Genomic DNA, 13,312 nt, shown 5'->3' with positions numbered 1-13,312 from the left:
GGGCAGCGGCACCCACCCATTTCCGGCGAGTTACGCTTGCTCGGCCTTACCCGCCTCCACCAGATGCTCGAACGCCTTCAGGTTCGCCAACGATTCGCCGCGCGATACCCGCCACGCCCATTCCCGTTTGATGGATTCGGCGAAGCCCAGCTCGAGCAGCACGTTGAAGTCGCCGTCGGCGGCCTCGAGGGTCTGGCCGAGAATGCGGTCGAGTTCGTCACCGTTGACGGCGTGCAACGACATTCGGCCGACGAGGTAGATGTCGCCGACCTTGTCGATCGTGTAGTGAACTCCGTACAGGCGACGGTTGCGTCGGAGCAGGTATTTGTAGACGCCCTCGAAGTTCTCGTCGGGTTTGCGGCAGACGAACGCCTCGATGCGCACCCCGTGATGCCCGACGGTCAGCATCGTCGTCGTCTTGAGTTTGCGTTCCCCTGGCAGTTCCACGGTGAACACCTCGCCCCGCCGGGTGTAGTCCAGCTCGCGGTCCTTCAGTGCCCGGTCGATCAGTTCGGCGGTCTCGCTCATGCAGTCACAGCTCCTGATCTGCGTAGTTTCGACAATCCTCGGACGCGTCGCGGAGAGAACTCGCTCGGCCCCTCGCCTCGGTCGAAGTGGAACTTGGCCTTGCGGTAGCTCTCGATGAGTCCGTCGGCGGTGTGCTCCCACGAGAAGTTGCGGGCGTGCTGCGGTGCCGCGGTCGCCATGTCTGCCAAGGCAACTGGATCCGCCAGCATCGACGAGAGCGCATCGGCCCAGTCCTCGGTGCGATGGCCCTGAACCAGGCGTCCGGTCTCGCCCGATCGCACCGCCACACCGAGTCCGCCGACGTCCGCGGCCAGGACCGGAGTGCCGCATGCCTGGGCTTCGATCGCGACCAGGCCGAACGATTCGTTGTAGCTCGGAACGGCGACGATGTCCGCGGCGCGGTAGACCTGGGCCAGGCGCGCCGACGGTTGCGGCGGCATGAACGTCACTCGGGCAGTTATCCCCAGGTTCTCGGCCAGATCGATGAGGGCGTCCGGTCGATCCAGTCCGCTGCCGGACGGGCCGCCGACGATGAGGACGCGCAGCGGTGTCGCCGGATTGCGCTGCAGCACTTCGGCAGCCGCGGCGATCAGCACGTCGGGGGCCTTGAGCGGTTGGATGCGTCCGACGAATGCGACGATCGACTCGTCGGGATTCAATCCGAGCTCGGCGCGCGCCGCACGCTTGTCACCCGGATTGTATTGCGCCAGATCGGCTCCCGGCGCAACGACGTCGATCGAATCCTGCGACGCCCCGTAGATCTCGACGAGAGACTTCGCTTCCTCGGTGGTGTTGGCGATCAGCCGGTCCGCCTCGGCCACCACCTGCTGCTCACCGATCTGACGCGCGGCGGGTTCGGGCGAGTCGCCCTGCGCCAGAGACGCGTTCTTGACGGCGGCGAGAGTGTGCGCGGTGTGTACCAGCGGCACTCCCCAGCGATCGCGCGCGAGCCAGCCGACCTGACCCGAGAGCCAGTAGTGCGAGTGCACCAGATCGTAGTAACCGGGTTCGTGGCGAGCTTCTTCTCGCAGCACCCCGGCTGCGAATGCGCACAGCTGAGTGGGTAGATCGTGCTTGTCCAACCCCTCGAACGGACCGGCGACGATGTTGCGCACCAGCACTCCGGGAGCTGCCTCGACGACAGGCGCGTCGGTCGACGCCGTCGCACGGGTGAAGATCTCGACCTCCACGCCGCGCTTGGCCAGCTCTTTCGCGCTCTGCAGCACGTAGACGTTCATGCCGCCCGCATCGCCCGTTCCCGGCTGCGCCAGCGGGGAGGTATGCAAGGACAACACAGCGACCCTGTTCAGCTGGCGTCCAGTCACTTCTTCAGTGTGCACGCCTCCACATTACGTCTCGATAACTACCCCTTCCGACGACCGGGCAGACTCGGACCATCCACGAACTCGGTCACCTCGGTGAAGAAGCGCTGCGGATCGGCGACGAACGGCCCGTGGTCCACACCCTCCCAGTACGACGCGACCGCCGTGGGAATCAGCTCCGCAGCGTGCCGTCCGGCGGAGACGTCGACGACGGTGTCCTCGGTCCCGTGCAGCACCAACGCCGGGATGTCGAGGCTGCGCAGCAGGTCGTCGTGGCCGACCGCTCGATCGAACAGGGCTGCGCGAACCCGTGGCCTCGTGGACAGCGTCAACCCGAACAACGCCTGCGCCTCCGTGCCCTTGCCTTCTGTCGGCCCGGTGAGCGCGTGCCCGAAACTCCCGAGCGCTTTGATCGCGACGCGGGGCTCCTCGGCCATCGCACCGGGGATCGCAGCGCGCATGGCCGTCCCGACGCGGCCGCCTGCCTCTCCCCTGCCGATGCTGGTGATCGCACCGACGAGCACGATGCCCGCCACCGCGCCCGTGCCGTGTTCGGCGAGGTAGTCGCAGATCACCAGTCCGCCGTACGACCAACCCAGCAGCACCGCGTCGGATGTGATGCCCTCGGCGGCGAGTACCGCGTCGACATCGCCTGCCCATGTCCTGGGATCGTCGTAACCGGCAGGCGGGGCGTCGGAATAGCCGTGTCCGCGCAGATCGACGGCGACGACGCGGTAACGCTCCGCCAGGTCGGCCAGCAGTCCCTCGCCCCAGCAGGCCGAGCTCTGCGCCCACCCGTGCAGCAGGATCAGTGGCCGCGCCGCCGGGTCACCGCTGACGCGGTAGACGATGTTGGCTCCGTCGATGCCGGTGGCCTGGCGAATCGGTCCTGCTGCACGGGTGCTCGTATCGGGCTGGCTCATAGTGGGTCAACCTACGCGGCAGCCTTGCGCATCGAGGCGAGCGGATCGGAGTACAGGGCGCTCAGAGAGACCACGGTTGCGGCGTACTCCTGCACTTTGTCGCCGAAACCGCTCACCCGAATATCCCTGCGCTCCAACGTCGAATGCGTCGCGAAGGCCTCCCCCACGTGCGGAATTCCGGCCGGGTACGCGGTGAACGCCTGGCCTCCGAGTACCACGCGGTCCGGATTGAACATGTCGCGCAGCAGCGCCACCGTCCGCCCCAGAATCTGCGCTCGCTCGACGAGCAACTCCCGCGCGGCCTCGGAGCCTGCCTGCGCCGCCTGATACACCGCGCCGATACTCGGGTGAGGCTGCGGTCCGACTATTTTGCGATCGACGGCGGCGGAGACCACGGCTCGATCGCTGACGGAGGCCTCGAGGCATCCCCGATTGCCGCAGCTGCACAGCGCCGACGATCCGGTGGGCAGGTGTGCGATGGACCCCGGGCCGCTCGTGGGGGTGTGCACGCGGCCGTCGATGGTCAGCGCCATGCCTGCGGTCTCGCGTGCGTAGAAGTACAGAGAAGTTCCGCTGTTGCTCTGCGACGCAACACTGTCCGACAGGCGCGGTGCGAGGAGCAGCTCCGAGGCCGCCATGGCCTCGACGTGCCCGGAGACCGAGATCGGCAGTCCGAGTCCACCGCCGATGATTCCGGCGACGCGGCCGTTCTCCCATCCCAGCCGCGGATGGTCGACGGTGCCGGTCGCGGTGTCGACACGTCCACCGATCGCCACCCCGACCCACAGTGGGGTGCGGCGGTGCCAGCGTCCGGCGAAGGCACCGGCACTGCGGGTGATCGACGCCAACGCTGTCTCCGAAGACCCGGCGGGCGTTGGTATCTCGATGGCGCCGAGGATGCGTCCCCGCAGATCGCTGACGATGATGCCGGTGACGACGGCTCCGATGTGGATGCCGATGGTCGAGAACGGTTCGTGATTGACCTCGAACGGCACCCGCGGACGGCCGATCGCCCCCGGTGCCGTCAGGTCTGCGCGCTCACGAAGCAGCCCGACGGTGAGCAGGGCCGACACCTGGCGATTGACGGTGGCGATGCTCGATCCGGTTGCGCGAGCGGCACGCTCGCGCGAGATGGGCCCCTCGACGCAGGCCACCCGAAGCACCGACGCGGCGGGACTGTCGGCGATCCGCAGATCCGGTGCGACGAGTTGGACGCGCGATCGAGGCGTCGGGAGAGACCGACGAGAGGTAGGGCCGGTGTGGTGGTGCAGGGTTGATACAGACATCCGTTGTGATCCTCAGCAGTGGCAGATTTCCGTCGTGAATGGACAACGACGGAAGTGCGAAGTGATGCAGGTCAAGGAAGGGGCGCGGTGGTCGTACGGAACCACGACGCGCGAATCGACTGTCTGCAGCTCGAAACGGAGAGCTAGAGACGGATTCCTTGGCCGGGACAACACAGTTCCCGAGGAAGCGGCAAGCGAGAACCGAGAGCCGCGGTCACATAGGTGACCCGCATCGCGGTGGTCTCACTGGCGGACATGGAATCAAAATTAGCACCCTTGCGTCCGATGTCCAATCGGGCGTCGGACAGCACGGGGCACACCGGGCATAGAATTTCGCCATGACCTCGTCCGAACACATTTCCCCCGATGCCCGAATCGCCGTCGTCACCGGAGCGAGCTCCGGCATCGGCGCGGCCACCGCCCGCCAACTGGCCGCCGACGGCTTCCACGTCGTGATCGGTGCCCGCCGACTCGACCGGCTCGAGGAGTTGGCGTCGGAGATCGGTGGCACTGCCCTGGAACTCGATGTGACGGACGAGGATTCGGTCGCCGCCTTCACCGCGGTCGTTCCCCGTGTCGATGTGTTGATCAACAATGCCGGGGGCGCGAAGGGCTTGGCCCCGGTGATCGACGCCGACCTCGACGACTGGCGCTGGATGTGGGAGACCAACGTGCTCGGTACATTGCGGGTGACGAAGTCGTTGCTGCCCAAGCTGATCGACTCCGGGGACGGTCTGATCGTCACCATCACGTCCGTGGCTGCGTTCGAGGCCTACGACAACGGATCGGGCTACACCTCGGCCAAACACGCTCAGGCGGTGCTGCATCGGACGTTGCGCGGCGAGCTACTGGGCAAGCCGGTGCGATTGACCGAGGTAGCTCCGGGTGCCGTGGAGACCGAGTTCTCGCTCGTCCGGTTCGACGGCGACGCCGCCAAGGCCGACGCGGTCTACCAGGGCATCACACCACTCGTGGCGAGCGATATCGCCGAGGTCATCGGCTTCGTCGCATCGCGCCCGTCGCACGTCAACCTGGACCAGATCATCATCAAGCCCCGGGATCAGGCCGGTCCGGGGCGCTTCTCCCGCAAGTAGCGGCTTCGCCGCAGGTGAGCGGAACTTCGTAGTGGGCTACGAAGTTCCGCTCACCTGCGCGTAGTGCTCACAGCGCCGACATCGACTCCCACGTCGGCCAGTCGATGGCCCAGTCGTACAGGTCGCCGTCTGCTGCCGAGAGGTCGATGCGCGTGCCGGTGACCTCGACGGGATCGCCGTACATCGCCGTCTGGAAGTACTGCTGAGCGTCGGCGTCGGAGAGATTGATGCATCCGTTGGTGACGTTCGAGGCCCCCTGCACACCGGTGGTCAGCGGATTGGCGTGGATGAACTCACCGTTGTTGGAGATACGCACAGCCCAGCGTTCGCGGACGTTCTCGTAGAACGGCGGGTTGGACATCAGGAAGTCCTCGTGCTTCTCGGTGACGACGTGGATACCGCTGCGGGTGACGTTGCGGTCCTCGTTGCCCTCGCCGTAGCTGACCGGTATGTCCATGATCGTCGCGCCGTCGCGGACCACCTGCATGCGGTGGCTGGTGGCGTCGGCGACGACGACCTGACTGCGTCCGATGCTGAAGTTCAGGGTGACATCGTCGGCTCCGTATGCACCGTCGCCGTAGTTCACGCCGTACAGGTTGGCTACCACCGAGACGGTCGTGCCGGGAGCCCAGTAGTTGGTGGGACGCCAGTGGATGCGCGAGCCGTTGTCGTCCGGAAACCATGCCCACGCGCCGGGAGTCGGCGGGTTGGTGGTCACCGTCAACGCCTTCTCGACGGCGGCCTTGTCGGCGATCGCCGAATCGAACTGCAGGATGATCGGGGCGGCGATGCCGACCTCCTGGCCGTCGCCGATGTTGGTGCTCACCGACGTGCGGCTGTCGGGTTCGACGGTGGTGAAGACACCGGTGATCTCGACGGCCTTGTCGTCGCTGCCCACGGCCGAGCCGGACCACGTGTACTGCACGCCGTAGCCGAGAGGCTCGGTGATGGCGTACGAGGTCTTGTCGGGCGAGAGCGCGCCCTGGACGACCTTGCCGTCGGGGTTGGTCAACGCGACCTGGGTGAGCGTTCCGTCGGCAACGGAGACCGAGATCGGCGCGACGGGGCTGACGTCGACGGCACCTGCGACCGGGTTCTCGGTCACCCGTGCGACGGGCGCTGCCTCGGTGGTCGGGGCTGCCGTGCCCGAGCCGGCATCGCCCGATCCGACGGTGCAGCCTGCCACGAGTGCCACCAAGGCGACCAGCACGGCGATCAACCACACCGTGCGAGTCCGTTTTGTCTGTTCTACCTGCTCATGCACGTTATCCAACGTACCTGCGTCGGCGAACTACCCCGATTTTTGGGGGCAGTCTCACAGCTGGCAGGAGTGGAGCCCGCGGAATGACTCACAGCTGCAGGAGTGGAGTTCCGCGGAACGACTCAGAGTTTGCGCGTACGCAGTTCGTGCCCCTTGGACGTCAGACAGCGCCCGGAATCGAGGCTCCAGTCCCACCCGTGCAGATTGCAGGTGAGCTTGTTGCCCTCGACGATGCCGAACTTCGTCAGGTCCGCTTTCAGGTGCGGGCAGCGGCGCTGGATCTCGTAGCCGCCCATCGTGATCGTGGCGGTGTCGTCGTGCGCCTCGGCGAACCAGCCGTCGGCGTAGGCGATGCGCTCGTCGGTGAGGCACTTGAAGAACGTGTAGAGGAATTCGTTGTAGCCGCCGACGCGTCGGGCTCGGAAGCGGGTGGACAGGAAGATCGAGTTGACCCAGTCCGGCTCTCGGTCACGTATCGCGGTGCGCACCAGTTCCGGCGGGATGGTGAAGCTGTAGCGGAACTTCTCGTTCGAGATCGGTTCGCGCACAATCCTTTTCGGAAAGTCCAGCACGACGGTTTCGTCGCCCATGGTGATTCCGACGGGATAGCCGATGCCGTCGCAGATCAGGTCCGTCTGCGCCATGATCGGCTCGAACAGGCCCCTCATCGGCTCGAGCAGTGGCTCGCCCTCGGCCGGAGCCCACGCCGCCTTCTCCGCTGCGATGACCGATGCCTGACGCTGGGCATAGGCCTCGATGTACTCGGCCTTACCGGTGGTGAAGATGGCCTCGGCCTCGGCCGTCGGAATCGGGTGCTCGTGGGAGATCAGCTCGGAGCCGTCGAACGTGGCGGCGGTGCCCGGCATCATCAGCAGGCCCTTGTCGTGCCCGTGCAGTCGCATCTGCTCGAGAAACACCATCTGGTCCGGGAACACGTTCGCCGGGTCGCCGTAGACGTCGTTGAGCGAGCGCAGTTCGTCGTCGAGGAAACACGGCGGGCCTGCCGACGGGACGACCCAGGTGGAGCCGACCTGCTCGATGTACTGGCGCGCCCGATCCATCTGCCGTTGACGCTTCTGGATGCCGAAGTTCTTCTTCGCGCGCGAGACCATGTCGTAGACCATCGGGTACCAGATCGCGCCCGAGTACTGCAGCATGTGCACGTCCACGGGACCGAAATTCTCGGTCATCACGTCCAGGTCCACCGGCCTCGCGTCGTTCATGTTGAACGCGACGGTCTTGCCGTCCGAGACGACCAGACCCGAGTCGCCGATCGGCCCGTCGGCGGGCGCACGCAACGCGATGATCATGATGTCCAGATCGCCCTTGGGACCGGAGATCGTGTGCTTGACCGAGTCCGTCGTCTCGTAGAACTTGTGGAAGCCGAGCTTCTCCAGCTCGTGCTTGAGATCGAGCACCGGGTAGTCCGGCAGCAGGACCGTGGCGTCCTTGTTGACGTGCTCGGCCAGGTTCTTCGGGTCGAAATGGTCCTTGTGCAGGTGCGAGACGTAGAGGTAGTCGCAATCACCGAGGGCGTCCCAGTCCAGACCCGAGTTGTCGGGGAACGGGAACCACGACGCGTAGAACGACGGGTTGACCCACGGGTCGCACAGGATGCTTCCGGCGTCGGTCCGAATATGGAATCCCGCATGTCCCACGCTGGTGACCTGCACTGATTTACCTCCCTGGAGCCTTCACTTGCAAAGCTTCATCGTATGCGCCGTTTCGACCGGCCCTAACCCAGCGCGCAGTTGACGAGGTCACACTCGGGCGTGAGCGTGATGCCGAACTTCTCCTGAACCCCGTCACGGACGTGCGCGGCCAGCGCCATGATGTCCGACGCGGTCGCCCCACCTCTGTTGGTGATCGCCAGCACGTGTTTCGAGGAGAGTGCCGCGGTGCCGCGCCCGAATTCGGTGCCGTATCCGCGTGGGAAGCCCGCGTTCTGGATCAGCCAGGCGGCCGGGATCTTGGTGCCCGCGGGGTCGGGAAAGTTGGGCGCGTGTGCGGCGGCCTCGGGTACCTCGGGCAGGACCGGGTTGAGGAAGAACGATCCGACGCTCCACGTGTCGTGGTCGCCCGCGTCGAGCACCATGCCGCGTTCGCCGCGCAGTGCCAGCACGGCAGCCCGCACGTCCGGCACCGGTACGACGTCGCCGATCTGCACGTCGAGACGCTCCGACAACGCCGCGTAGCGCACCGGAAGCGACTCGGTCGTCTTCTTCAGTGCGAACGTCACGTCCAGAATCACGTAGCGCGAGGATCGCTTGAACACCGACGACCGATGCGTTCCGAAACCGCACTGCTCCGGCGTCCACACCGCCGTCCGATCGGTGTCGCGGTCGTAGACGGTGAGGCTGTGCAGCAGCTCCGACGTCGACGCGCCGTACGCGCCGACGTTCTGGATGGGCGTCGCGCCGGTGGTTCCGGGGATACCCGAGAGCGCTTCCATGCCCGACAGTCCCGCGTCGATCGTCGCCTGCACGACGGCATCCCACTCGACACCCGCATCGACCGTCACCATCTCGCCGTCGATGTCCAGCCGGGACCCGGTCACCCGAACCACCCGGCCGTCGAAGCCGTCGTCGCCGACGACCAGGTTGGATCCGCCGCCGATGACCAGCACATCCGTCCCCGAGCGGTCCGCGTCACGCACCAGCGAGACCAACTCGTCGGCGTTCGTCGCGACGGTGAATTCACGGGCCGGGCCGCCCACCCGGATGGTGGTGAGCTCCGAAATTGCAGTAGGCACGGACTCTCACGCTACCGGTCGCGCACCGGGTCTTCGGTCACCCGGTAACCTGCGGGGATGCCTCGCCCCATTGAGCACAGCTCGACTGTGCCCGCCTCCGCCGACAAGGTCCACGCCGCGCTGACGTCCGAGCAGTACTGGAAGGACCGCATCGAGCAGATCGGCGGACCGGGTGCCAGCCTGAAGAGCGTCACGGTCGGCAACGGAACCATCGACGTCGTCATGACCCAGTCAGTTCCCGAAGAGGAGCTGCCGTCCGCGGTGACCGCCTTCAAGAAGGGCGACCTCATCATCGAACGCACCGAGAGCTGGGGACCGTTCGACGGCACCCACGCCGACGGCACGTTCGGAGCGACCGTCGAAGGCGCACCGGCCCGCATCACCGGCACCACCACGCTCGACGCCGGCGGCGAGACGACCACCATCGCGTTGGCAGGCACCACCGAGGTCAAGGTTCCGATCTTCGGCGGCAAGATCGAAGCGATGATCAGCGAGCAGGTGCTCTCCCTCATCGACAACGAACAGGACTTCACCGGTAACTGGATCGCCGCGAACCCGAACGGCTAACCTGGCGCACTATGGCTCGCCGAATGAACTACTCCGCCCGGTTCACCCACTCGACGCAGCAGGTCTATGCAGCGCTCTCCAGTCGCGATCACTGGGATGCGCGCATCGAGGAGATGCGTAAGTACTCGGAGAACGAGCTGAAGAGCTTCGAGGTGTCCGACGCCGGAATCGACATCGTGATGCACCACGTCATCCCGCGCACCGAACTGCCCGACATCGCGCAGACGGTGATGAAGAAGGACATGATCATCACCCGCAACGTGCACTTCGATGCCTTCGAGGAAGTCACCGCGGGCCACTACGACGCGTCGATTCCGGCCGGACCGGGCTCACTCAAGGGCACCACCTCGCTCTTCCCCACCAACGGCGGATCGACCCTGCGCACCTCCTCCGAGGCCAAGGTCTTCCTGCCGTTCATCGGCGGCAAGCTCGAACAGCTGATGCTCGTCAACCTCATCGACCTGTGGCGCGGTGAGGGCGAAGTGACCGCCGACTGGCTCGAGAAGAACGCCTAGCCCTGAGCCCGGTCCACAGAGGTCGTTCCGCAGGCTCCACTCCCCATCTGGGTCGTTCCACAGGCTCCACTCCTGCCCCCGAAGGTGTCATCACTCGCGGCACCACCGGCATCAATCGGTTGCGTCGTAGCGACCGGTGGCTGATGCACCACCCCGATGTTCGACGCGTTCTGCAGAGCTCGGCGAATCCCCTCGTCGTGGACCTCGGGTACGGGGCGATGCCGAACACGACGCTCGAGCTGGCCGGTCGATTGCGCACCGTCCGGCCCGACCTCCGAGTCACCGGTCTCGAGATCGACCCCGCTCGCGTCGTCCCCGGCAGTGACGGCGTGCAGTTCGCCCGCGGCGGTTTCGAGCTGGCGGGCCTGCGCCCCGACCTGGTGCGGGCGTTCAACGTACTGCGCCAGTATCCCGAGGATGCGGTACCCGCTGCCTGGCAACGCATTCTGTCGAGCCTGGCACCCGGTGGCCTGCTGATGGACGGCACCTGCGACGAGCTGGGTCGACGGTGCGCCTGGGTGTTGCTCGACGCCGAGGGCCCCCGTTCCCTGACGCTGGCATGGGATCCGTTCGACGTCGAGATGCCGTCGGACATCGCGGAGCGGCTTCCGAAGGTGTTGATACATCGCAACATCGAGGGCGAGCTGATCCACGATCTGCTTCGACGGGCCGACAGAGCGTGGTCGGTCTCGGCCCCGCTGGCCCCGTTCGGGCCTCGAATTCGGTGGCGCGCAGCCATGAAAGTGCTTGCCGAACAGGGTCTTCCGATCACACTCCCGCGCCGACGGATGCGAGACAACGTACTCACGGTCCCGTGGTCGACGGTCGCACCGGCAACGCGAATCGACTAGGTGCAGGCGGACAGTGCCAGTTCGACGCGTTCGGCCACTCGATCCGTGCTGTTTCCGGCCTCGGAGTACAGCGCCTGCGGGTCGACGCGACCGATCGCCACGGCGTCGCACACCACCTCGTCGAGGGTGATCTGGGAGATGCCGCCCGCGGCGAGGTCGAGCACCGTCCGCACCGGAGTGGTGAGGTTGAAGGTGCCTGCCGATTCGACGTCCCGGGGCTCGAGTCGTAGGCGATGAACCGCCAGTCTGGTGTCGGTCAGCCGTAGGTCGCCGAATGCGCAGACGTGCACGAATTGCGGGTGCAGGTGCCCGAATCCGTGTAGCTCCGCCGCGCTCTGGTGCGAGATCACGGCCTCGCCGCCGAACCAGGCACACCACATGGCGAACACTTCGAGTTCGCTGTGTGGCCACTGGCCGAGTCGGAACAGGTTGCGCTCGACGCGAGTCCACGTGTTGGTGGCCAGATTGACGCGCGCCATCGCAGAATCGAAGCCGAGCTCGCCGGCCTGCTCGGCCGTGAAGTAACCGTCCTGGCGAGTGGCCAGCGAGTGCAGTTCGTGCACGCTCGGTCCTGTCGTACTCATGACGCAAGCCTACGTCACAATGTGTTACAGGTCACAAAGTTTCGATCGAGAACGCAGGTTCGGCGAGTTTCACAGAGCTTGCTCAGAATCATCGGGAAGACTGCCAGGAATGTCATCCACAGCCAGGCGGAGCACCGCACCGCTGATCGCAGTCTCCGTCGTCGTCGTCCTCCTCGTCGCCGTCATCGGTGGCGAGTTGTTCGTCCGTCAGCAGATCAAATCCTGCCTCGCCGGCCAGCTCGAGTCCGAGCTCGGCAGCCAGGTCGAGGTCGGTCTCGGCCTGAAGCCGGTCCTGCTCTCACTGGTGGACAAGAAGGTTTCCTCGGTCACCGTCGACAGCGACGACGCGCGCTTCGGTCCCGCCGAGGGCATGGTCGTGCACGCCGAGGCACGTGACCTGAACCTGACGCAGACCGCCGACTCCGGCGGCACCATCGGCAGCTCCAGTGCCGACATCTCGTGGTCGACCGACGGCATCACCCGCACTCTGCAGAGCCAGGGCATCGGCGCGATCGTCTCGGGCGTCACCTCGGACGCGTCGGCGGGCACCCTCGACTTCGCCGTCGGAGCACTGGCGAATCTGACCGTCAAGCCGCAGGTTGCAGACGGCAGGGTCGACTTCCAGACCGTCGACGCATCGATTCTGGGTCTCGGCATCCCCACCGATCTGGTCGACTCCGTCGTCGGTGTGCTGACCGACAGTCTGCAGGCCTACCCGCTGGACATGGCTCCGACGTCGCTGACCGTCACCGACAGCGGCATCGAGCTCACCCTCGAAGGCGGGCAGTACACGATTCCGGTGACTCAGCAGGATCAGAATCAGCCGACACCCGAGGGTTGCTCGCTGGTCGCGTAACCCACGTGCACGGTAATTCGTAGCAGGCTACGAATTACCGTGCACGTGCGACGCAGTCGCTCTAGTTCAGACCGTCGAGCACCGCGCGCGTTCCCGAAAGCCCCAATCGTGTTGCGCCCGCGTCGATCATGGCCAGGGCGGCCTCCGTGGTGCGGATGCCGCCGCTGGCCTTGACGCCCAGTCGTCCGCCGACGGTCTCCGCCATCAAGCGCACTGCTTCGACGCTCGCGCCGCCTGCGGGGTGGAATCCGGTGGATGTCTTGACGAAGTCGGCACCGGCTTTCTCGGCGGCGCGGCACACCTCGACGATCGCGTCGTCGGACAGTGCGGCCGATTCGATGATGACCTTCAGGACCGCGGTTCCGGCGATCCCCTCGCGAACGGTGACGATGTCGGCCAGTACCGCGTTGTAGTCCCCCGCGATGGCCGCGCCGACGTCGATCACCATGTCGACCTCGTCGGCGCCTTGCTGCACCGCGAGCCTGGCCTCGGAACCCTTGATCAGCGAGTGATGCTTGCCCGACGGGAATCCGGCGACGACGGCAGTGAGCATTCCCTCGGCCTGAATCGGCAGCATCGACGGCGATACGCACACCGCGAGCACTCCGAGTTCGCGGCCTTCCTCGATGAGGGCGGCCACGTCGGCCGTCGTGGCTTCGGGCTTGAGCAGCGTGTGGTCGACCATTCCGGCGAGGGCGGAGCGGGTGAGTGTCATGTGTTCCAGCTTTTCACAGCACGCCCTTTCGTAGCCCTGTCGGTCTACGATTTTCGTT

At 66.0% G+C, this 13,312-nt stretch carries 14 protein-coding genes; 5 read left to right on the top strand and 9 right to left on the bottom strand.

The genetic code is table 11. The features are described 5' to 3' along the window. Window positions 1-30: 30 nt before the first annotated feature. Genes CH296_RS14885 through CH296_RS14870 form a run of 4 tightly spaced genes read right to left on the bottom strand, consistent with a single transcriptional unit; the run spans window position 31 to window position 4,059 of the window. On the bottom strand, window positions 31-528 hold the full coding sequence (locus CH296_RS14885) for a YbjN domain-containing protein (protein WP_032393861.1): 498 nt from the start codon (window positions 526-528) through the stop codon (window positions 31-33). Continuing rightward, on the bottom strand, window positions 525-1,853 hold the full coding sequence (gene mshA, locus CH296_RS14880; RefSeq protein WP_179277727.1) for a D-inositol-3-phosphate glycosyltransferase: 1,329 nt from the start codon (window positions 1,851-1,853) through the stop codon (window positions 525-527). Before mshA ends, CH296_RS14885 begins: the two co-directional genes overlap by 4 nt. A 38-nt stretch (window positions 1,854-1,891) precedes the next feature. Beyond that, the gene (locus CH296_RS14875) at window positions 1,892-2,773 is read right to left on the bottom strand and encodes an alpha/beta fold hydrolase (protein ID WP_045198878.1); all 882 of its coding nucleotides are present in this window, start codon (window positions 2,771-2,773) and stop codon (window positions 1,892-1,894) included. A gap of 11 nt (window positions 2,774-2,784) precedes the next feature. Next, window positions 2,785-4,059 carry an ROK family protein gene (locus tag CH296_RS14870; RefSeq protein ID WP_179277726.1) on the bottom strand — a complete coding sequence of 425 codons (1,275 nt, stop codon included), beginning with the start codon at window positions 4,057-4,059 and terminating at the stop codon, window positions 2,785-2,787. Between the two features lie 338 nt (window positions 4,060-4,397). Here CH296_RS14870 and CH296_RS14865 point away from each other — a divergent pair, with 338 nt between their 5' ends. After that, on the top strand, window positions 4,398-5,153 hold the full coding sequence (locus CH296_RS14865; RefSeq protein WP_032393858.1) for an SDR family NAD(P)-dependent oxidoreductase: 756 nt from the start codon (window positions 4,398-4,400) through the stop codon (window positions 5,151-5,153). 67 nt (window positions 5,154-5,220) lie between these two features. Here CH296_RS14865 and CH296_RS14860 read toward each other — a convergent pair whose 3' ends face one another. The 3 genes from CH296_RS14860 to CH296_RS14850 form a co-directional block, all read right to left on the bottom strand. Continuing rightward, on the bottom strand, window positions 5,221-6,417 hold the full coding sequence (locus tag CH296_RS14860) for an Ig-like domain-containing protein (protein ID WP_179277725.1): 1,197 nt from the start codon (window positions 6,415-6,417) through the stop codon (window positions 5,221-5,223). 119 nt (window positions 6,418-6,536) lie between these two features. After that, window positions 6,537-8,087 (bottom strand): MBL fold metallo-hydrolase, encoded by a 1,551-nt coding sequence (locus CH296_RS14855; RefSeq protein WP_032393856.1) that lies wholly within the window; start codon window positions 8,085-8,087, stop codon window positions 6,537-6,539. Between the two features lie 62 nt (window positions 8,088-8,149). Further along, window positions 8,150-9,166, bottom strand: a complete 1,017-nt coding sequence (locus tag CH296_RS14850) for a UDP-N-acetylmuramate dehydrogenase (protein ID WP_094685096.1) — start codon at window positions 9,164-9,166, stop codon at window positions 8,150-8,152. 57 nt (window positions 9,167-9,223) lie between these two features. On the opposite strand from CH296_RS14850, the gene CH296_RS14845 reads away from it, so the two are divergent. The 3 genes from CH296_RS14845 to CH296_RS14835 all read left to right on the top strand — a co-directional run bounded on the left by CH296_RS14845 (window position 9,224) and on the right by CH296_RS14835 (window position 11,099). Further along, window positions 9,224-9,733, top strand: a complete 510-nt coding sequence (locus CH296_RS14845; RefSeq protein WP_094629748.1) for a DUF2505 domain-containing protein — start codon at window positions 9,224-9,226, stop codon at window positions 9,731-9,733. An 11-nt stretch (window positions 9,734-9,744) separates the two neighbouring features. Then, window positions 9,745-10,248 (top strand): DUF2505 domain-containing protein, encoded by a 504-nt coding sequence (locus CH296_RS14840; RefSeq protein WP_032393853.1) that lies wholly within the window; start codon window positions 9,745-9,747, stop codon window positions 10,246-10,248. A gap of 143 nt (window positions 10,249-10,391) precedes the next feature. Next, window positions 10,392-11,099 (top strand): class I SAM-dependent methyltransferase, encoded by a 708-nt coding sequence (locus CH296_RS14835; protein ID WP_256980460.1) that lies wholly within the window; start codon window positions 10,392-10,394, stop codon window positions 11,097-11,099. On the opposite strand, the gene CH296_RS14830 is transcribed toward CH296_RS14835, so the two are convergent. Continuing rightward, window positions 11,096-11,683, bottom strand: a complete 588-nt coding sequence (locus CH296_RS14830) for a type IV toxin-antitoxin system AbiEi family antitoxin (RefSeq protein ID WP_032393851.1) — start codon at window positions 11,681-11,683, stop codon at window positions 11,096-11,098. The genes CH296_RS14835 and CH296_RS14830 overlap by 4 nt on opposite strands. Before the next feature lie 109 nt (window positions 11,684-11,792). Between CH296_RS14830 and CH296_RS14825 the strand changes: the two genes are divergently transcribed. Beyond that, the gene (locus tag CH296_RS14825; RefSeq protein WP_179272843.1) at window positions 11,793-12,539 is read left to right on the top strand and encodes a DUF2993 domain-containing protein; all 747 of its coding nucleotides are present in this window, start codon (window positions 11,793-11,795) and stop codon (window positions 12,537-12,539) included. Window positions 12,540-12,600: 61 nt separating this feature from the next. On the opposite strand, the gene deoC is transcribed toward CH296_RS14825, so the two are convergent. Then, a complete protein-coding gene (deoC, locus tag CH296_RS14820) occupies window positions 12,601-13,254 on the bottom strand; it encodes a deoxyribose-phosphate aldolase (RefSeq protein ID WP_032393850.1) in 654 nt (217 codons plus the stop codon). Between the last annotated feature and the right edge of the window lie 58 nt (window positions 13,255-13,312).

Origin of the sequence: Rhodococcus sp. 14-2496-1d (assembly GCF_002259365.1) — a bacterium.
In the GTDB taxonomy this organism is placed as follows: domain Bacteria; phylum Actinomycetota; class Actinomycetes; order Mycobacteriales; family Mycobacteriaceae; genus Rhodococcoides.
The sequence above is the reverse complement of the archived record's forward strand: the minus strand, read 5'-3'. Positions and strand labels throughout refer to the sequence as shown.